Source organism: Paenibacillus sp. HGF5 (genome assembly GCF_000204455.1).
In the GTDB taxonomy this organism is placed as follows: Bacteria; Bacillota; Bacilli; order Paenibacillales; family Paenibacillaceae; genus Paenibacillus_AQ; species Paenibacillus_AQ lautus_A.
On sequence record NZ_AEXS01000042.1, the window covers coordinates 15,760 to 35,878 of the forward strand.

A 20,119-nucleotide genomic window follows, 5' to 3' on the forward strand; every position below is an offset into this window, starting at 1 on the left:
TATATGTCGGCTTATCTGTACTATAACAGTGCCTTGTTGCTGTTTCCGTGATTTAAATCACACCGCCTTATGTTTTGCGGCTACATCGATTCAATTGTTATCCGGGATCCCGCTCCCGCCTGTTCCGCCGGCTGTACCACCAGCTTGCGCGGCAGGCGGGCCCGAAGCTCGGGTACATGGCTGATGATGCCGACGGTTAGCTTATCGGTATGGAGGCGCTCAAGCGCGGTGATGACCGTCTCCAGCAGCTCCGGATCCAGCGTGCCGAACCCTTCGTCGAGGAAAAAGAATTGCAGCGGATATTGCCCGCGCAGCTGGATTTGGGCGGAGAGCGCCAAAGCCAAGGCCAATGAGGTCAGGAACGTCTCGCCGCCGGATAAAGTGGATACCGGACGCCGGACGCCGCCGTTGGCATCGTCCCGAATGACAAAGCCTCCGCCGGAATCCACCTCAAGCGAGTAGCGCTGCTTGGTCAAATAGCGAAGACGCTGGGAGGCCGACTGGCTCACCTGCATCAGCTGTTCTTCCGCAATATATTCAACAAACGCGTTGCCGCGCAAGCAGGACTGCAATTTGGACAAGCGCTCGCTCTCTCGCTGGAGGTTTAGGCGCCGCTCTTCCAATTCCATGAACCGGATGTGACGCTGGTTCAAGTCTTCCAAATCCCGCTCCGCCCGGGCTCTCGCCTGCAGCGCTTCCTCATCGGATGCACGTGCTGCCTGAAGCTCGGCTGTGCACCGTTCCCAGTCCTCTTCTTGGAACGGGCGGGAGCCAAGCTTCAGTTCGACGTCGCGAAGCCTCAGCGTCCATTCCCGCTGCCCGTCCCGATGCGCTTTCACGAGCTGGGCACATCGTTCGCTTTCTTCCGGGGTCAAGCAGGCTTCCATGACGGCATGCTCCGTAGCGAACGGAGAGGCGGCCAGCTGGTTCTCCCAGGCAAGCTTGGCAGCCCCGTGCTGCTCCTGCGCGGCTATTTCCGCCTGTTCCGCAAGCGCCGCTTCCTTGGCTGCATGCCGAGCCGTCTCCTCTGCCTTCCTGCATTCGCTCCTGGCTTGTTCCGCGGACTCCTTCAGCAGCTTCATCCTGGTCCTGCACTCGCCCAGCATTTCCTCGGCCGACCGGTCTCCGATCCAAGCCTGAAGCCGCTCTTCTTTATCCTTCAGGCCATCCGCCTTTCCTTCCCGCTGCGCATCCCATTGAATCAGCAGCTTTTCGAGCTCAAGCAGCTGCTGCTCCAAGCGGAGGACGGCCTCCTTTTTCTCTTCGATGAATGGAACGCTGCGCTCGAGCCCTTCCTTAATCGATTCGGATTCCGCGTCCTTCTCCTGCATGAGCTGAAAACGGGCAGCTGCCTCTTCCAAAGGAAATTCCGGATTGCTTTCCTGCCAGGAAGCCAAAATGTCCGCAGCTTCGATTTCCAATCCGGCTAACTGATCCCGCATCTGGTGCTCTGCCGCTTGTCCATTCTCCAGCGCGGCGCTCTGTTTCATAAGCTCCTGCCGACATGCCAGAAGACTCTGTTGTGCCTTGGAAACTTCAGCTCGGCATTGCCCGATGGCAGCAGCTTGAACATCAGCCGCTTCTATAAGCCAGGCTGTATCCGAAGCAAGCTTTTCCGCGTCATACGGCCCTTCAGCGACAGGCATGGCGGATACCGCCGCTTCCATCGATCCGCTCTGCCTGAAGGAACTCGCGTCAATCAATTCGCCGTCTGCGAAAGTGTCGATCTGCGAACGCGATTGACTCGCCAGCGACTCCGCTTCGTTATGCTGCCCCCGCAGGGTCAATCTGGCTTCCTGAATTTGATGCGTGATCCGCGTCAGCCGGTCCATGTCCTCATCCAAAGTCTCTTCAGGCTGTCCTGCCGAAACGGCCGGTTGCGGATGATGCTGACTTCCGCACACGGGACAAGGCTCGCCTTCCCGGAGCTCGGCGGCCAGCGAAAGGGACAACGCATGAAGCTGTCTGTCCCGAAGCGATCGGCTCATCGCCTGGCTTACCTCGACTGCGGCAGCGGCGATCCGATCGGCAAATGCCGATGCTTCGGCTGCGTCACGCTGCAAGCTGTCAGCCTGCATGGAGAGCTGTATGTAGTCGCGCTGCAGCTCCTGCTCCTGCTTCTGCATGGTGCCCACTCTGGCCTCGAGCTCCCTCAGCTTGCCCTCCTGCGATTTCAGTTCAAGCTCGGACTTTTGCTTCTGCCTGCGGACAGCCTCAAGGGCTTGAACCTTCTGCATCGCCAGATGAAGCGCCTGGCGCTCCCCTGAACGGGTCTCCAGCCCTTTCAGCTTGCCCTGCAGCTCCTCCTGCCGCCTGCGGCCTCGTTCAAGCAGCTCCTGCTCCTTATGAAGCAGAGCGGTTATCCCTTCGCGCTCTTGGCGCGCTTTCGTTCGCTGCGCATCCAGCTTGGCCAGTTCTTCCCGTAATGCATCACGTTCCCGCTGCAATAAAACGGCCTGCTCCAGCTGCTGCTCCCGAAGCACCAGCTTCGGTTCCTCGGCCCGAAGCGCAGCTTGGGCGGCTTCATCCGCCTTCACAGCCTGCTCGGCTGCCTGCTGGGCGGACGCGGCTTGCGCCAGGAGCCCTTCGGCAGTCCGCCGCCGCTGATCCCATGCCTTGCCGGATTCGCGCCATGCCTCAAGCGCGGGGAGAACGGCGGCCGCAGCCCCTGTCAGCTCAAGGCGGCGTTCCAACCGCTGCATCTCTTCCTCATGCTGGGCAAGCTCGTCCAGCTTCCCCTGCAGCCGCCGCTTTTCCATATCCAGCTCGCGAATTTTTCCCATTGCTTCATGGGCTTCCATGGCGGCTTGGAGATGATTGCGGGAAAGCATCGCGTGTTTCTTGGCATGTTCCAGCACCGCCGTCGCTTCCGCCAAAGCTTCCTTGCCTGCACTTCCAAGACCCTGCTGTTCCGCTTCGACCGATTTCAGAGAACCCTCCGTATCCTTAACACGGCGGCTGAGCTTGATCGCAAGCTGATCCCCGTACCGTTCCAAATGGAACAACCGCTGCAGCATCTGCCGGCGTTCGCTCCCCTTCAGGGAAAGGAATTCGGCGAACTTTCCCTGCGGAAGCACGACCGCCCGGGTAAAATCGTCCATTTTGAGCCCGATTTTCTCTTCGACGCAGCGGGTGACCTCGGCCAATTTATCCGCCACCACCTGATCCCCTTCGGGGGTAACGCGAATGAAACGGCTCACCGTATTGCTGATGGAAAGCTCATTAACCCGTTTGAACCTGCGCTCTACCCGGTATCGCTCCAGCCCGGCTGCGGAAGACAACTCAAACGTAAAGGAGACGGACAGGCCGTCCTCCGAGTGGTTCATGATGCCCTGGGTTCCGTTAACCGCGCGCTCCACTTTTCCGTACATGGCTAAGGTAATCGCATCCAGCAGCGTGGATTTCCCGCTGCCCGTCGGTCCGAAAATACCGAAGAGCCCGGTTTCGCACAACGTTTCGAAATCAATCTCCTGCGTGCTTCGGTAGCTCTGCAGTCCGGATAACTTCAACAAAATCGGCTTCATTCTAAGACTTCACCTCCGTTCCGTCAGACTCAGACTCCTCTTCCTCAACCAGCTCCAGAAACAAATCGACCAGGTGATCCTCAGGCTCAGCCCCCCCGGTTTGCCGTTGGTAGAACTTTCGGAACAGTTCCGGCAGCGGCAGCCTTGAGCGCTCGCTCTCCAGCTCCAACGCTTCCATCTCCGGGTATACCGGACGAATGTGGACGATGCCGTCCCGGCTCTTGCGCAGCCGCTGAATATCCGCAAGCCCCATGGCCTCCGTTAAGGATACCTCCAGATCAATGAAGGCCTCGGGATCGCGCCCCTCATCCAGCCAGCGGTAGACTTCATCCAAGCCGCCTTTGGCTTTCCATCGGACAAGCGGGCGGCCGCTGCTGAGAAACAGCTCCTCAATCACGGGAGCTCCTCCCGGCGATACGTCAACCATGGTCACCGATTTCGCCTGTCCCGCTTCCGAGAAGCTGTAGGCCAGCGGAGATCCGCTGTAGCGGATCATCCCCTCCCCTTTCACAGCCTGGGAACGATGCAGGTGACCCAGCGCCGTATAGGCAGCGCCGACAGCGAGCGCCGACGGATCGACCGTGTACGCTCCCCCGACTTGAATCGGACGCTCGGAATCGCTCTCGACGCCGCCAAGGACATAGATATGGCTCATCGCCAGATTGACCGTCTGCGGAGAAAATTCCCTTGCCATCATCCTCATCAGTTTTCCGACTCTGTCGCTGTAGGCGCGGCGAAGCTGATCCTCATCCCCGTCGACCGATAACAGCTCGTTGAGCCTGGCCTCTGACGGGTAGGGCAGAGCTGCGATCTTGGCCGTTTCTCCGGTACGGGCTGTGGCAACCGTTACCGCATCGGCGATAGGTGTCCCTATCAGCGTGATGCCTCTGGCTGCAACAAGCGGCGTAACGGATGCAACCCGCTCCGGCTGATCATGGTTGCCTGCAATGACCACCATGGGGCGGCCTCCCTCCGTAAGTCTGGCGGCCGCTTCGTAAAACAGCTGCTCGGCTGACGCAGGCGGATTCACGGAATCATAAACATCCCCCGCCATGAGGATCAGGTCCGCCTGCTGATCGTCCGCCAGCTTAACCAGTTCATCCAGAAAGCGCTCCTGCTCGGCAAGCCGGCTTCGGCCTTCGAGCGTGCGCCCCAGATGCCAGTCCCCGGTATGCAAAATACGCATCGATAATCTCCTCTCCCGCTTCAAACGTCTAACAAAACATAACTTACCGAAGGGTTATACCTGTACGGCATGTCCCCCATCAAAAAAGTACAGCCATTTCTCATGCACAGGTTCGCCTAAAATATCCTCCAAAGCCTTTGCATACAGGTCCAGCTGAAAACGATACTGGTCAGCCAAGGCCGTCAGGCCGCCGCGATGCTCCAGCACCCGGTCGGTCTTATAATCAAGCAGCACAAGGCGGCCGTTATGCCTGAACATGCAGTCCACAACCCCTTGGATCAGCACCGTTTCGTCCCGCAGCAGCTCCATCTCGGGCAATCCTTGGGCCGAGTGTTCCGATATCGGGTCCAGAAAAGCCAGCCCCTGATAAGCTTCTGCCGCTGGGAGTGCATAGGAAAACGGCATCTCGCGCCAGACATCTTCTGCTGACAGCACCCGTTTTCCAAGGTCGCAATCAAAAAGGCTGCTAATCTCGGCTGCTTCCACCGCGGAAGCCTGCTCACCGGTGATGATCTCCTTTTCCACCAGGTAACGGATGGTCTCTTCGATCTCCGCTGTCGGTTCTGCAGCGTCTTCCAGCCGTTGAAGCGGCAGATGCTGCATGATGGTATGATAGACGGTTCCCCGCTCGGCGGGCGTCAGCTTCGTGGACTCCATAAATTTCGGCCGCCGCAGGCTCAGCGTGAAGGAAGTGCTTGCGTCGATACTTTCCCTGCTCTGGCGTTTCACGGCCCGTTCCTCCAACAAATCCAAGGAGGGGCTGTCCTGCAGGGCAAGCAGCTTTTTCATCTCCGTTACGGACGTTTTGGCCGATATTTGACTGACCGCTTCATAACGATAATTCCACGACAACCGCTGATCGATGGAAGCCCGCTGAACCCGCTGAACATCTGTCCCCTCCTCTTCCGCTTCGGCAATCGCAGATTCCGGAACAGGCTCGAGCCTGCGCAGGGCATTCAGCTTCATCATCCGATTTTCGCTGTCCGCCTGAACGTCATCGCTCATGCCGGTCATGCCCTGCGCCAGGGATTCCGGCGTTTCAATCGAGAATATCCATTGCGATCGGTCTGCCGCTAACGCGCGCGAGCTCGTCTCCTCCGGCAATCCCGCCTGTCCGCGGAGCGGGCCCGCAGACGGATGCCGTATCACGGCCGGACCGATCCAATCGAGGTAGCTCCGTCCCCGGGCAAGGACGTAATCCGGCAGAAGCAGCTCCGGGTTAAAATCGGCCTGTGCCCAAGCGGACACCTTTTTCGGCAAATCCTTCACCGTGCCGACCAGGATCATCTTCTCTTTCGGCCGTGTAAGCGCAACGTAGAGCACCCGCATCTCCTCGGCCAGCAGCTCCAGCTGCGATCTGCGCCGAATCGCCAGGTTTGGCAGCGTCGGGTAGCTTACGCGCATGCCTTCATCCACGAACTTCGGTCCGAAGCCAAGCTCCTTATGCATCAGGAAGGGGGCGTTCAAATCCTGTTGATTGAAATTTTTGGACAATCCCGCCACGAACACGACCGGAAACTCCAGGCCCTTGCTCTTGTGAATGGTCATCAGGCGCACCGCGTTGCCCTGGCTTTCCGTGCCTCCGGCCGTGCCAAGATCCCCGCCGCGCTCGCGGAGACGCGAGATAAAGGTCAGAAAACGGAAGAGCCCTCTGGAGGCCGTGTCCTGTTCATACTGCACGGCCCGGTCATATAGGGCGGTCAGATTGCCCTGACGCTGCTTGCCGCCGGGCAAGCCGCCAACCCAATCCAAATATCCGGTTTCGCTGTAGATCCCCCAGATCAGATCGCTCAGGCTTCCCTGACGCGCTTCCTGCCGCCAGCGCTGCAGCCGATCCATAAACAATCCAAGTTTGGCGCCAAGCTCCGCCGATATTTCGATAGCATGGCCTTCCGCCGTTAGCGGGGCATCCGAAAGATGGCTGCCTGCTACGAGTTCATGACCGGCGGCGGCTTCGGCCAGGCCTTCCAGTCCTGCGCCCGGCGTCCATTTTCCGTCGACGAAGTCCCTAGGGCGTGCCGAATCCATGACCGGCGGCGCGACGCTTAACGAGACCGCCGCCTTCAGCGCATCGTAATAAGTCCCTTTCGCGCACAGGCGCACCTGTGCCATCTCTTCCTCGGATAATCCGAGAATGGGCGAGCGCAATACCGAAGCCAAAGGAATGTCCTGCCGCGGATTATCGATCACCTGCAGCAGCGATAAGATGATCTCCACTTCCGTAGCCTGAAAGTATCCCTTGTTCTGCTCGCCGAATGCCGGTATTCCCTCCTGCCTTAATTCCTCAATAATTAACGTTGCCCAAACCATGGCGGATCGCAGCAAAATGACCATGTCTCCATACCCGGCGGGCCGCATCGTTTTCAACCCTTTATCGTAAACCATGAGCGGCTTTCCGCTTTCGCCTGTCATTTCGCGGATTTTGCGGGCGATGGCACGGGCCTCCAGCTGGGCGGTTTCCATTTCGAGCGCCTCGGCCTCAAGCTGAACCCCGTCCTCTTCGGAAGCCGATTCATCGGACTGCTCCTCCGGACCTTTTCCGGCACGGTCGATCAGCAGCATTTCGGGCATGTAGGGATTCGCGCCTCCGTTCGTTTCCCGTTCCGGAAAAGAAGCTCCGCATACAAGCTCGGCCCGTTCATCATAGGCAATCTCGGCTACCGATTCGTTCATGATCTGCCGGAACAGCAAATTGACGGCGTCCACCACTTCCATCCGACTGCGGAAATTACGGGCCAGATCAATTCGGATGCCCGTTTGGGACGTGCCTGTCCCGGAAGAAAACGTCTTGTACTTATCGAGAAACAGTCCCGGTTCCGCCAGACGGAACCGATAAATACTCTGCTTCACGTCGCCGACCATAAACCGGTTGCCCGGCATTTCCCGGGAGATCAATCGTACGATGTCTTCCTGCACGCTGTTCGTATCTTGATATTCGTCCAGCAGCACTTCATCAAACTGCTCGCGGTATTCCATCGCCGCATCGGAAGGCATCATATGTCCCGGCACGGAATCGGGATGGCGAAGTATATGGAGGCAGTAATGCTCAAGGTCGTTAAAGTCGACCATGCCTTTGGCCGCCTTGGCCTCCCGGTATCGCTCGCCAAAGGCGATAACCGTCTCGGACAGCTCCATCATCAGCGGCGCTGCCGTGTGAAGCTCCCGCAAAAACTCCGATGCCGGACGGCCGAACAATGCATTTTTCAGCTCATTCACGATTTTCTTCACGTTGTCGCGCAGTTCCTTGACCTGCTCCTGCAGCTCCGGCAGCACCTCATCCTTCCGAACGGATTTAAGCTTGCCAAAAGACGCCTCGCGGAAAATGCCGTACAATGATTCCCACGGCGAAGTATCGATGGCCTCCAGCAGGGAAGCCACCATTCGCAAGTCCTCATCGAGATTGTCCGCATACGGTGTTGGCCCTCCCGGCTGCATGGCAATTGCCTTGGCTTGCTGCAGCAGCCCTGCCGCTCCGTTCAAAGCCAGGCGTGCATCAGCCAAGATGCTCTGGACCCATGGCGTGTTACCAAGGGCTTCCGTATCGGCCACCTGAAAGCCGGCGGCTGTCTCCCTAAGCCAGTGTGACGGCCATGAATGGCTGCGGGAGAAATCGTATAGACGCTGCACGAGACGGTACAGCGCATCGTCCGTTCGCTCGCCGCTGAACCAGTCCGCCAAGCGCAGAAACCGACTTTCCGGGTCCCCCTCCGCCTCTCCGTATTTCTCTTCGAACAGCTCCTCCAGCATATCCTGCCGCATTAAATCCGCCTCATGTTCGTTCAGGATGCGGAATCCCGGATCCAGCGGTATCAACTGATAATATCGCCGAATGACTTCCATGCAGAAGGAGTGCAGCGTTGTAATCGACGCTCTTCCAAGCAAAGCGAGCTGACGCCGGATATGCTCATTGTCCGGATCCCGGTCCAGCTCACGGTCCAGCGCTTCCCGGATCCGTCCCCGCATTTCGGCAGCGGCGGCTTTCGTGAAGGTAGCCACAAGCAGCCGATCTACGCTGAACCCGGCGGCATCGTCCAGGATTTTGCGAATGATCCGTTCAACCAGCACGGCGGTTTTCCCTGAACCTGCCGCAGCTGCAACCAGCATATCGTCGCCCGACAACGCAATGGCTTTCCACTGGTCGTCGCTCCACATGCTTCCCTCGGGTTTTGCTATCATCTCTCTCACCGGCTCTCTCCTCCCTTCGGATGTCCAAGCATATCCCACACCTGATCTTTGCCCGGTTTGCCCAGCAGCTGGTATTCGCTGCCCTCAATCGCGTCGTCGAACTGACATACGGGCCGGAAAGAACAGAACGTGCAGGCGGTCTCCTGCTGTATCCGGTACGGTTTAATCGCGACATCGCCGCCTGTGATGCGGGAGCCGATGTTCAGCATGTTCTCCCGCACGGCGGACAACAGGGTCTCCCACTGGTCAGGCGTTGCCACGGCCGCGCTGCTGTAGAAGCTGCCGTCCGTTTTGACGGCGACGGGCAGGATGGCAGAGTGCCCTTTTTCAAGGAACGAATCCATGAGGGACACCGCTTCGCGGTCTGCCAGGAGCAGGCCTTTCATTTTGTAGCGCTTGAGCAGCTCCTCCGCCGCCTGCTCCGGCGTCATGCCGTTGGCGGACTGCAATACCGGATCATGCACGTGGAAGTACAAGGTTCCCGCAGGCAGGGCCTGCTCGCCCAGCCATTCCTCCGCAAACGTCAGCAGCACGTCCAGATAGGTCAGCATCTGCAGGGATAGGCCGTAATAGACCTCATGCAGCCGCAGATCCTTCTGGCTCGATTTATAATCGATGACCCGAAGCATGATGCCATGCTCGCCTCGGGCCATGTCGACCCGGTCTATGCGCCCGACAATCTCCATCTTGGTCCCGTTCGGCAATTCAAACGCCAGGGGTGGCAGCGGCTTTCCGGGACCGAAATCAAGCTCAAGGCCGATCGGCTCGAATTTGCCGCGCCTCGCCTGCTCTCCCAATATGACCGACGCTCTGCCCACGATGTTTTTAAGCTTGCGCGAAATATAGCCGTACCGCTTGGAGCTGAGCAGGATTTCACCCTGCAGCATGGGTGCGAGCCGATCCACGGTCGCTTCCGCTTCGCGCAGGCATTCCTCGGCGGTCAGGTCTCCCCAGCTTCGATGCTGCGATTGGAACTTGACGGCCATGCTGCTCAAGGCAGCATGGAACAGCTGTCCGATGTCGGGAGCCTGAAGCCTGTACAGCTGCCGATCTTTCAGCTTCAAGCCATGGGAGGCAAAATGGGAGAACGGGCAGGCAACAAAGCGCTCCATCCGGGATACGCTTGTCCGCAGCTTCGTTCCGTACAACTGTCTGCTGGTTTCCAGCTTGAGAGGCCGGGCTTCATTCCGGTAAGACAAGGAGGAGAGCATGGTCGTAAGGCGGGGCCGCAAACCCGGCTGCTCCGCATACCAGTTGTAAACATGCCACCACAAATCCGGGATCTCCTCCCCATTCCTCCAGTCGCGAAGCCGGCCGGCTAAATAAGCAAGCGTCTTGTCCGGACGGACCGCATAACCCCCCTGCTCAAGGGCCGATTGCCCGGCATGCGGTCTTGGAAACAAAAGCTCCTCTTCCAGCTGGAACATCATCTTCAGATGCCGCACCACCTCGGATGGCAGTAACGGCTTGCCTTCATCATCCGCTGCAGGGTAGCTGACCCACAGCTGTTTGCTGGCCGAAGTCAGCGCATTGTAGATCAGAAACCGTTCATCCAGCAGTCTTCGGGATATGCTCGGGGCAAGCTCCAGCCCGCGGTCTTCAAGACGAACTCGTTCCGGCTCGGTCAGGATGCCGTCATCCTGGAACTGGGCAGGGAGCACGCCGTCGTTAATGCCGAGGAGAAAAGCATATTTCACCCCGCCCGTCCGCGTCCGGTCCATGCTGCCGATGAGCACCTGGTCCAGAGACGGAGGCACAAGAGCCATTTTCATTTCCGTAAGTCCCGTACCCAGCACGCCGGTAAACAATTCGGTGCTTAGCTTCTCCGCGCCCATCATCTCGACGATTTGGTCGAGCAGGCCGAGCACGGCTCCCCATACCTGGCGATGTTCCCGGGCTTCCTCAGGGCGCCCGGCATCCAGTGCAGCCCGGCTTAACAGCTCCAGCTTCTCGGGCACAGCGCACTCCTCCAGCAGCCGATAGACCGCGGTGCTCTGATCCATCGCGCTCGCAGCCTTTTTCATCCGCTTCTCGAACGCATGCAGCGGTTCCGTTATCACCTTCCTGGCGTACTCGATCGCGGCCATGCCGTCCTGATTGCGGATCTCGCTTTCCCCCTCTTCTAAAGAGAGGCTCGGAATTCCCTTCCAGGGACGGCCATCCGTCCAGCGCGTGCCCTGGATCCCGGAGGCCAGCACATGGTTTTCCAGACGATCCATGTCCTCACGGGTAAGCGAACCGTCCAGCGGCAGCAGCAGATCCGTCTTCACGCAGCGGAATACGTCCTCATAACGCCACCGGCGACCGATGACATCAAGCGCAGAGCGAATGAACTCGACCAGCGGATGGTGAAGCTCGCTCCGCTTCTGATCGAGAAAATAAGGAACGCCGTATTCCCTGAACAAAGGACCCATCAGATGCTCATAGTCCCCCATATTCCGGACGAAAACAGCCATTTCGCGGTATCTTGCCCCTTCCTCCTGTGCCAGCCGCAGCATTTCGCGCAGAGCTCCTTCGATTTCGGCCCGGCGATGGCTGGCAGCGTGTAAAAGCAGACCTTTCCTCCCGCGGTTTGGACTGCTCGCTGTGTCTGGGCCTTCATCCGGTTCCGCCCAGCGTCTCTTCCGATCATAACCGCGCTCGAGATGGGCAAGCATGGAAGATTCCTGAAACCGCGGCAGAACATCGGGATGAAGAATGCGGTGCTCCGCCTCCAGCCCGATCTCATCGATAATCCCTTTGAGCTTTATGTACGTCACCGCAGTAGGATGAAAGAGATCCAGCTCATGCGGAACCGTCCCGTTCTTGTAAGGCTTATCCAGCGTCAGCGCGATCGTCACCCGCTTGGCGTGTGCGATGATCTCCCGCAGCACCCGGTACTCCTGCGGCGTAAAGCCGTGGAAGCCGTCGATCCAGATGTCGGCACGCTTGATATATTCCGATTCGGTCACACCCTCAGCCAATGAGACCAGCGTGTCTTCCTCATCCATGTAAAAGCGTGAAATTTCAAGCTCGAAATCGCGAAAGACCGTCACGATGTCCTCCAGCTTCCGCCGCAGCATCGGTGAATTCCCGGAGCCGGATACCATCTGTCCCAGCTGCTCCTCCACGCATGAGGCGTCAATGCAATAGCGCTTCATTTCCGTGTACAGCTCGCTCAGCTTGCCGACAAAGCCATGCTGCTCTCCCGAGGCACCGAACATGTGGAGCTCTTCCTTGCGCCTCCGCAGAATTTTATACAGGAGCATACGCTTTCCTTCCTCGCTGATCGCCACTTTCGCGGCTCCGCCGGTTTCCTGCATGACCCGGTAAGCCAGACGGCGGAAGCTAAGCACCTGCGCGCGCATCATTCCGCGAATGCCTCCCGCATTGACGAGCGCGTGCTCTGCTTCATAGGACCCTTGCTCCGGAACGATCAGGATCATCGGATCCCCCTTGGGATTATGCTCCAACCGTTCGATCATCTCTTGGCGGATCGACGTGCTCTTGCCGCTGCCCGACCTGCCGATAACAAATTGAACGCTCATGCTATGCCTCCTTTACATCTTGCCGAAAGAGACTCATTCACCTTCAAAACCAGCTGCTTATCAGGTGAAATCATGCCCTTTGAATCTAGTAGTTCAAGATCAAAAATGTATGTCAAATCTTGCGTGATGGTTCGACCCTATCAAAAAAGATGCTGATTACTAGTATAACATAAGTCCTGATTGGTGGAACATACGTTTGGATTTCATTCCCATTCCCAACGATTTCGGACATATAAAAAAGGACCCTGCCATCGTGGTTATCCACCATTGCAAGATCCTTTACATGAACCGCCAAACGGGGTTGTCTACAGTTTTGATTTGCTGCGCACTTCAAAGACGGCGAATTTCAAATAATGTCCCTCGTCGACCCCGAGAATTTGCGGATGGTCCTTGCCGGCCGCACGCCATTCCACCAATCTCAGAATTTTGCCGGCATCCTTCGCCGCATCCTGGATCGTCTCCAGGAACAAATCCGGCCGCATATGGTACGAGCAGCTTGCCGTAACCAGATATCCACCCTCGTTGACCAGCTTCATGCCGTGGAGGTTGATGTCCTTGTACCCGCGGCAAGCCCCCTTGACGGCCGACCTGGTTTTGGCAAACGCCGGCGGGTCCAGAATGACCACGTCCCAGGATCGCCCCCCGCCCGCGGTCAACGGTTTCGAGGTATCCACTTTCTGGTCCCCTTGTGCACGCAGCTCGCGCTCTTCCAAACCCTTTACCTGGCTGCGCAAATATTGGAAGGCGTCATCCACCACAAATTCCACGCGATCCTGGAATCCGTTCAATTCCACGTTCTCTTTGGCGCTTTCGATGGCATGCTCCGATATGTCGAGACAGGTGACTTTCTTGGCGCCGTATTTGCATGCATGCAGCGTGAAGCTGCCCGTATGCGAAAAGCATTCCAGCACCGTTGCGCCGTCCCAATACGGGAACGTAACTTCTTTTCCGCTTTTGTTCACCGGCAGGGTCTTCGTCTCGCCATCCCGCTCCACGGGCTGAAGCGTAATCCCGCTGCGGCTTCCCCAACCGGTCATTAACGGTTTGATGGATGCCCGGTTCTCCCGCTGATCAAAGAAATATCCGGTCTTCTGACCTTCTTCGATATCCACTTTGATCTTCAAGCCGTTCTCCGTCACGATGACGTGGCGGGGACACTCCCCGTAAAGAGTTCCCTTGCGCTGTTCCAGCCCTTCCAGTTCCCGGATGGAAACGTCGCTGCGCTCGTAAATTCCTTTCGGCTGTACCACTTCGACAAGCGCCTCCACGATGTCCGCACGGCATCGATCCATGCCCAGCGTCAGTAGCTGCACGACCAGCACGTCGGCAAAACGGTCCACGATCAGCCCCGGCAGAAAATCAGCCTCGCCGTATACCAGCCGGTAAGCATTCTCTCCTCCGATAAACCGCTCCCGGTGTTTCAGGCATTCCTGGAATCTGGCTGCGAAAAAAGCCTTGTCCATCGCCTCGACCGGCTCATACGAAACGGTGCGCACGGTGATTTGTGATAACGGATTGTAATACCCGGAGGCAAGAAAACGGCCTTGGTGGTTGAACACCGATACGATATCGCCCGGCTCGGGCTCGCCCTCGACAGAAGCAATCTCGCTTTTATACACCCAAGGGTGCCCCTGCTCCAGTCTCTTTTTTCGACTGCGCTCCAAAATAACCGATGGCACTGTATTTCACTCCTTAAAGTTATCCCCTGGTTTATTGCAATAGGCATGCATGTCCGCCAAGGGTCATATACGTAATTAAGAAAAACGTCGACCGACGTGCTTTCACAGTTACCCGACCGCGTGAAGAGATCGTTTTCTTGCGATGATCGATGACTTTCGGCTTTGCTGGAAACTCCGCTCCCACCTTATTTTACAAAAAGGAGAACATCATGCTATCCACGCTCTGGTTTCCCGTCTGTTATGGTCTTGTCCTGTTTCTGTTCGGCATGAAGGTCATGGAGGTCGCCCTCCAACGCTGGGCCGGACCGCTCTTGCATAAGTGGCTCCATAAAGCGACATCCACGCCCCTGAAAGGCATGATTGCCAGCACGGCGGTCACGGCCCTGCTGCAGAGCAGCACCGCCGTAACCGTGCTGGCGATAGGCTTTGCCAATGCCGGATTGTTAAGCCTGTCCGGTACCTTGGGCGTTATTCTCGGCACGAACATCGGCACGACGGTAACCACCGAACTCATCAGCCTGCAGATCGGACAAGCCGCCATGCCTCTGCTTGTCCTCTCGCTGATGCTGTGGGTCGGAGCCGTTCTTGTCAGCGAGCGCGTACCTGCGAGTCACGACAAGTTAAAAAACCAGTTGATCCGCAGCCAATTTTTATGCCTCGCTGTCGCCGGATTTTCGCTGGTGCTGCTCGCGATACAAATCATGCAATCCATTGGGCCGACCCTTCAAAGCCTCGGGTTGTTCCAATGGTTTCTTGACCACGCCTCGCAAAGCGTCCTCTGGGGCATTGCAGCCGGTGCGATCCTGACGGCTTTGATGCACAGCAGCGCCGCCGTCATCGCCATGGCTATGGGGCTCGCTGCCAGCGGAGCGCTGCCTCCCGAGATCGGCGTCGCGATCGTGCTGGGCTCCAATGTCGGCACCTGCGTGACGGCGCTCATCGCAGCGATTGGCAGCAGCCGCGCCGGACGATTCGTGGCTTGGTCCCATTTGGGGCTTAATATCGGCGGAGTCCTGCTCTTTATTCCGTTCACAGCGGGATTAACCGCCGTATCCGGATGGTTAGCCGCAGATCCGGCCGGACAAATCGCCCATGCGCAAACTCTGTTTAACATCGTATGCTCGCTGATCGCGCTACCTCTATGCTATCTGCCTTTCTGGAATAAGCGGTTGCAGTCCTAAAATTTCATATCTTCATCCGCCGGAATAGCGACTTCAAGCAGCATCAGCGCTTTACGCAGGATGATATCGTTGTTATTGTACCCGTTGCTCCGCTGCTTCCTCCATGCGGCAAGAGGCTCGAACCAGTCCACCCCGTTGATTTCCTCGATTTGGGGTTTTAGGATGCCTCCTTCTGCCTTAACCAGGTAGTAGTGAACTTCCTTGTCGACCTGGCCGAATTCGGGATGATGGTATTTATATGCAATAATGTCCACTGGAGAAGTGATGGATCCGACTATACCTGTCTCCTCGCGTATTTCTCGGAGAGCCGTCTGCTCGACGGATTCACCGGCTTCCATCTTGCCTTTGGGAAGCGAGGTTTTTCCATAACGGTCCAAAATGAGCTGGATCTGAAGCGCCCCTTCATGATAACGGTATACAACGCCGCCCGCGGAAATTTGTGTATATGCCATGTCCTGTTCCTCCTTCATGTACAACAAGGACTCCACTTCCGGTAGCCAGGAAATGAAATCCTTGTCTGGTATGGCCGCTATGGAATATTACTGGGCAGCTGCCTTTAATCCATGATCCATGACGCTGAGGAGTTCGCCCTCGCATTCATTTACACCGGCTTTGGTTACTTTTACGCGGCACAGCTTGCCTTCGAGATCAGGCGATCCGTTGAATACAAGCTGCAGGTAGTTGTCGCTGTAACCCTGCATCTTTCCGCCTTTGGGAGCACCCTTGTATTCGCGCTCCGGTATCACGTTCAGAATCTGGCCCACGAAACGCTCGGCATAAGCAAGCTGGAGCTGCTCCGACAAGTCGATCAGATCGTGCACACGCGCATTCTTCACTTCCTCGTCCACCTGATCCTCCATTCGTGCCGCCGGCGTGCCGGTACGCTTCGAATACGGGAATACATGCATTTCCGAGAACTGAATCGCCTTCATCAGGTCATATCCGTTCCGGAACATTTCCTCCGTTTCGCCAGGGAAGCCGACGATGACGTCCGTCGTAATGCCCACATCCGGCATCGCTTGACGAATCAGGCCCATCTTGTTATAGAACTCTTCCGTCGTATATTTACGGCGCATCCGTTTCAGTACCGTATCATCCCCCGCTTGGAGCGGAATGTGAAGATGGCGGCACATTTTACTGGAGCGGTTCAGCACGTCCAGCATCTTCTCATCGATCTGGCTTGCCTCAATGGAGCTGATGCGGATCCGTTCCAAACCGTCAACCCGGTCAAGGTCCCACAGCAAATCGGACAATCTGTAATCCTCGAGATCATCCCCATATCCGCCGGTGTGGATACCGGTCAGCACGATTTCCTTATAACCCGCTCCGACCAGCTGATGCGCCTGCTTGATGATGCTCTTCGGATCACGGCTTCGCGACAAACCGCGGGACCAAGGGATGATGCAGAACGTGCAGAAGTTGTTGCATCCGTCCTGAATTTTCAGAAATGCACGAGTACGTTCCGCGAAATCCGGTACGTCCATTTCCTCGAATACCCGGGTCTTCATGATATTACGCACGGCGTTAATCGGCTGGCGCGTCTTTTCGATGTCATGAATGAAATCCATGATTTTCTCGCGATCCTGGTTCCCGATGACAAGATCCACGCCCGGGATATCCAGAATTTCCGCTGGCGAGGTTTGGGCATAACAGCCCGTTACGGCCACGATCGCCTCGGGATTTCGGCGAACCGCGCGCCGGATCATCTGGCGGCTCTTCTTATCCCCTGTGTTGGTAACGTGGCAGGTGTTAATCAAATAAACATCAGCGGTTTGTTCGAAGTCCACCTGGTCGTAGCCTTCATTCTTGAAGTATTGCCAGATGGCCTCGGTATCGTAAAAATTGACTTTGCAACCCAACGTATAAAACGCTACGGATGGCATGTTCAAACGCCCCCCATTTCTCCAGATTCGTATAGTGCGCAGGCCAGCGCCGTCATGCCGGCGGTCTCGCAGCGAAGGATCCGCCTTCCGAGTCCAACGGCTACGGCTCCCGCAGCTTCGGCCGCTCGGCATTCCTCTTCCGTAAAGCCGCCCTCGGGCCCAACGACCAGCAGCAAGCTGGCAGGCTTGGCCGATTCACGCAGCGCCTGCTCTGCAAAAGGCTTCAGCACGTCCCTCAGCTGGGAGCCCTGCTCTTTTTCATAACAAAAATATACGGCATCATAGCCGGAAAACGCTGCAAGCAGATTTTTCCACGTCAGAGGCTGTTCAACAGACGGAATCCGGTTGCGATGCGCCTGTTCAGCCGCCTCCTTCGCGATTTTGCGCCAGCGCTCCAGCCGCTTTCCTTCCTTTTTGGCATCGTACTGAACGATCGTTCTTTCCGACAGGAAGGGAACAAAGGACACCGCGCCGATCTCGGTGCACTTTTGGATGACGGTCTCCATCTTGTCGCCTTTCGGCAAACTCTGGGCAATGCTCACTTGCAGACGCGGTTCCTGCGACATCTCCATGGGTTCAATCACAACGGCAAACACGCTGCCTGCATCGATGCGCTCAATCTCCATCAAGGCCTCGCGGGATACCCCGTCGCTCACGATCAATTTATCGCCAAGCCTGCCTCGCATGACCTTGGCAATATGACGGGCATCGTCGCCCGTAATCTCAACACGGTCTCCCTCGAATTGTGCGGGAGTCACAAAATATCGCTGCATCTCTATCCTCACCTAACTCAAAAATCGCCAAACCCCATCATACAACTTTTCGCGCAAACTGACCAGAGTAAATCAGAGCCGGTAACCGCCGGTCATCATAATGAACATGTCCAAAAATTTGGAAGACAGTGCATGTGCCGCATCGTACAGGGGTTTGATCGTATAATCCTGGAACACAGGCAACAGTATGATCAACAGGAAGAAAAGGATCGACCATTGCTCAAACTTCTGAATCCTCGCGCTAAGACGCGGCGGCAGCGCATTCTCCAGAATCCGGTAGCCGTCCAGCGGAGGCAGTGGAACCAGATTGAACAGGCATAGAAAGAAATTGAGCAATATAAAAATATTAAAGAACAAATGCACCGCTTGATCCGTCTTGGTTAATCCGACAGGAGGAATCATCCCTGTTTGATACAAAATGGCATAAATGAGCGCCCCCAGTATTCCCAACAGAAGGTTGCTCAGCGGACCGACCGCAGCCACAATGATGCTCATGCGGCGCGGATTGCTGAAGTTCTCCCGATTGACCGGCACCGGCCGTGCCCAGCCGAAACCTGCAATCAGCAGGAGAAGAATCCCCAGAAAATCGAAATGCACCGCCGGATTCAGCGTGACCCTGCCCAGCAGCTTGGCCGTCGGGTCTCCGAATTTATTGGCAAAATAGGCATGCGAGAACTCATGCACGGTAAATGCGATGATCAAAGCAATCAGGTAAAAAGGAAGCTGCTCCAACGGGTAAAATAGCAGTTGGTCCAAAAAATCCATAATCAGTTCTTCCTCGCCACGAATGCAACCCAATCATCCTCGCGGCAAATATCCGCAATTTCGAAACCGGAAGCAATCAATGCCTTCTCCACGATCTCTTCCTTGTTCTTGTAAATGCCCGAAGCGATATAAGCGCCTCCCGGCTGAAGAGCCTGGTATACGTCGTCCACGAACAGCAGAATAACCTCGGCCAAGATGTTTGCCACCACGATTTGCACCGGCAGCGTCACGCCAAGATCCGAGTCATCGGACGAATCCGTGAGTACGGAGAGCAGATCGCTTTCCTTCACCGTAATCCGGTCTTCCAGGCCGTTCAGGCGGGTGTTCTCCGTCGCGCTGGATACCGCGACCGGATCGAGGTCAAGAGCCAGAATTCGTGAAGCGCCCAGATGCGCTGCGCCGATGGAGAGTATGCCTGAGCCTGTCCCGACATCGATGACTTCCTCTCCGCCCTTGATCACCATCTCCAATGTACGCAAGCATAACGAAGTCGTCGGATGCGTTCCTGTGCCGAAGGCCATGCCCGGGTCCAGCTCGATGATGGACTCGTGCTCGGATTCCGGGGTGTACTCTTCCCACGTCGGTTTGATGGTCAGCCTGTCGGAGACGCGGATCGGTTTGAAATACTGCTTCCAGGCCGTAGCCCAATCATTCTCGTCCACCGTCTTCATCTCATACCGCACTTCGCCCGTTTCGATACCGAATTCCTTCAGCTCATTGACGCGCGGCGTTATTTCATCGCGGATCGCTTCCAGGGTCACCGTCTCGTCGAAGTAACCTTTGATGACGGCCTGGCCTTCAGGAATATCGTTAAACGGAACGATCTCGTCAAACCACTGTCCCAGAGAGGTGTCCCGCTTTTTGTTCGTAGTACCGGACTCCTCGATCGAAACGCCCCCGGCTCCCGCTTCATGCAGGAAATTCGTAATCATCTCCACGGCTTCCTCCGTGGTATGTATCGTTAATTCACGCCATAACATGTGCAATTGTTCCTCCTCTTTCATACGTAAGTATCATTGTACTATATTGAGGACCCCGGATACAAAGTTTGCACTAAAATACCATGATAACTTTTCAAAGTCATTCATCAAATTCAAAAAAGCCCTGCTATAACCTCCATTAAAAGAAGGCAAGAGGGCTTTTCCACATTCCACATCGGTAGCGATTAATCTACATTTTTGCTGGTTTCATCCAAAATTTTCTTCAATTGGCGTTCATCCGCTGCCTCGCTTCTGCGAAGCGCTTCCACATCATCGTGATCGGCTTCCATAGCCGAAAACTCAACATCCTCCGCCTTGGCAGACTGCAGCGCAATCATCTTCTCGGTTTTGCTCGAGATCTTCCCTTTTTTTACGCGTCTCATCATGGGTGTTATTCTCCTTTCCGATATAAACACTCAGAGCGGCGACTGGAACC

At 56.6% G+C, this 20,119-nt stretch carries 12 protein-coding genes; 1 reads left to right on the forward strand and 11 read right to left on the reverse strand.

Features of this window, described 5'->3' with window-relative positions:
- Nucleotides 1-80: 80 nt before the first annotated feature.
- From HMPREF9412_RS07380 to HMPREF9412_RS07400, 5 genes are all read right to left on the reverse strand, one after another.
- Entirely contained in the window at nt 81-3,524 is a 3,444-nt protein-coding gene (locus HMPREF9412_RS07380; RefSeq protein ID WP_009590795.1) for an AAA family ATPase, read from the reverse strand.
- Nucleotide 3,525: 1 nt separating this feature from the next.
- Entirely contained in the window at nt 3,526-4,710 is a 1,185-nt protein-coding gene (locus HMPREF9412_RS07385; protein WP_009590799.1) for an exonuclease SbcCD subunit D, read from the reverse strand.
- A 54-nt stretch (nt 4,711-4,764) separates the two neighbouring features.
- Nucleotides 4,765-8,886, reverse strand: coding sequence for a helicase-exonuclease AddAB subunit AddA (addA, locus tag HMPREF9412_RS07390; protein WP_036671586.1), 4,122 nt, complete (start codon nt 8,884-8,886; stop codon nt 4,765-4,767).
- A 5-nt stretch (nt 8,887-8,891) separates the two neighbouring features.
- Complete coding sequence (addB, locus tag HMPREF9412_RS07395) at nt 8,892-12,422, reverse strand: helicase-exonuclease AddAB subunit AddB (protein WP_009590781.1); 3,531 nt, start codon at nt 12,420-12,422, stop codon at nt 8,892-8,894.
- A gap of 305 nt (nt 12,423-12,727) precedes the next feature.
- Nucleotides 12,728-14,101 carry a class I SAM-dependent rRNA methyltransferase gene (locus tag HMPREF9412_RS07400; protein WP_009590800.1) on the reverse strand — a complete coding sequence of 458 codons (1,374 nt, stop codon included), beginning with the start codon at nt 14,099-14,101 and terminating at the stop codon, nt 12,728-12,730.
- A gap of 209 nt (nt 14,102-14,310) precedes the next feature.
- Here HMPREF9412_RS07400 and HMPREF9412_RS07405 point away from each other — a divergent pair, with 209 nt between their 5' ends.
- The gene (locus HMPREF9412_RS07405) at nt 14,311-15,282 is read left to right on the forward strand and encodes a Na/Pi cotransporter family protein (protein WP_009590802.1); all 972 of its coding nucleotides are present in this window, start codon (nt 14,311-14,313) and stop codon (nt 15,280-15,282) included.
- Here HMPREF9412_RS07405 and HMPREF9412_RS07410 read toward each other — a convergent pair.
- The 6 genes from HMPREF9412_RS07410 to HMPREF9412_RS07435 form a co-directional block, all read right to left on the reverse strand.
- Nucleotides 15,279-15,734, reverse strand: coding sequence for an NUDIX hydrolase (locus HMPREF9412_RS07410; RefSeq protein ID WP_009590811.1), 456 nt, complete (start codon nt 15,732-15,734; stop codon nt 15,279-15,281). The two genes, HMPREF9412_RS07405 and HMPREF9412_RS07410, sit on opposite strands and share 4 nt — an antisense overlap.
- Before the next feature lie 87 nt (nt 15,735-15,821).
- The gene (gene mtaB / locus HMPREF9412_RS07415; RefSeq protein ID WP_009590818.1) at nt 15,822-17,165 is read right to left on the reverse strand and encodes a tRNA (N(6)-L-threonylcarbamoyladenosine(37)-C(2))-methylthiotransferase MtaB; all 1,344 of its coding nucleotides are present in this window, start codon (nt 17,163-17,165) and stop codon (nt 15,822-15,824) included.
- A 2-nt stretch (nt 17,166-17,167) separates the two neighbouring features.
- Nucleotides 17,168-17,938 (reverse strand): RsmE family RNA methyltransferase, encoded by a 771-nt coding sequence (locus HMPREF9412_RS07420; protein ID WP_009590785.1) that lies wholly within the window; start codon nt 17,936-17,938, stop codon nt 17,168-17,170.
- Nucleotides 17,939-18,010: 72 nt separating this feature from the next.
- The gene (locus HMPREF9412_RS07425) at nt 18,011-18,703 is read right to left on the reverse strand and encodes a site-2 protease family protein (protein ID WP_009590815.1); all 693 of its coding nucleotides are present in this window, start codon (nt 18,701-18,703) and stop codon (nt 18,011-18,013) included.
- Nucleotides 18,704-18,705: 2 nt separating this feature from the next.
- On the reverse strand, nt 18,706-19,683 hold the full coding sequence (gene prmA / locus HMPREF9412_RS07430) for a 50S ribosomal protein L11 methyltransferase (protein WP_009590801.1): 978 nt from the start codon (nt 19,681-19,683) through the stop codon (nt 18,706-18,708).
- Nucleotides 19,684-19,868: 185 nt separating this feature from the next.
- Nucleotides 19,869-20,069 carry a YfhD family protein gene (locus tag HMPREF9412_RS07435; RefSeq protein WP_009590798.1) on the reverse strand — a complete coding sequence of 67 codons (201 nt, stop codon included), beginning with the start codon at nt 20,067-20,069 and terminating at the stop codon, nt 19,869-19,871.
- Nucleotides 20,070-20,119 lie beyond the last annotated feature (50 nt).

Excerpts from the sequence above, each read along its gene's own strand:
- HMPREF9412_RS07380 (WP_009590795.1), bottom strand. The coding sequence starts at position 3,524 with ATGAAGCCGATTTTGTTGAAGTTATCCGGACTGCAGAGCTACCGAAGC.
- HMPREF9412_RS07385 (WP_009590799.1), bottom strand. The coding sequence starts at position 4,710 with ATGCGTATTTTGCATACCGGGGACTGGCATCTGGGGCGCACGCTCGAA.
- addA (WP_036671586.1), bottom strand. The coding sequence starts at position 8,886 with ATGATAGCAAAACCCGAGGGAAGCATGTGGAGCGACGACCAGTGGAAA.
- addB (WP_009590781.1), bottom strand. The coding sequence starts at position 12,422 with ATGAGCGTTCAATTTGTTATCGGCAGGTCGGGCAGCGGCAAGAGCACG.
- HMPREF9412_RS07405 (WP_009590802.1), top strand. The coding sequence starts at position 14,311 with ATGCTATCCACGCTCTGGTTTCCCGTCTGTTATGGTCTTGTCCTGTTT.
- HMPREF9412_RS07410 (WP_009590811.1), bottom strand. The coding sequence starts at position 15,734 with ATGGCATATACACAAATTTCCGCGGGCGGCGTTGTATACCGTTATCAT.
- mtaB (WP_009590818.1), bottom strand. The coding sequence starts at position 17,165 with ATGCCATCCGTAGCGTTTTATACGTTGGGTTGCAAAGTCAATTTTTAC.
- HMPREF9412_RS07420 (WP_009590785.1), bottom strand. The coding sequence starts at position 17,938 with ATGCAGCGATATTTTGTGACTCCCGCACAATTCGAGGGAGACCGTGTT.
- HMPREF9412_RS07425 (WP_009590815.1), bottom strand. The coding sequence starts at position 18,703 with ATGGATTTTTTGGACCAACTGCTATTTTACCCGTTGGAGCAGCTTCCT.
- prmA (WP_009590801.1), bottom strand. The coding sequence starts at position 19,683 with ATGTTATGGCGTGAATTAACGATACATACCACGGAGGAAGCCGTGGAG.
- HMPREF9412_RS07435 (WP_009590798.1), bottom strand. The coding sequence starts at position 20,069 with ATGATGAGACGCGTAAAAAAAGGGAAGATCTCGAGCAAAACCGAGAAG.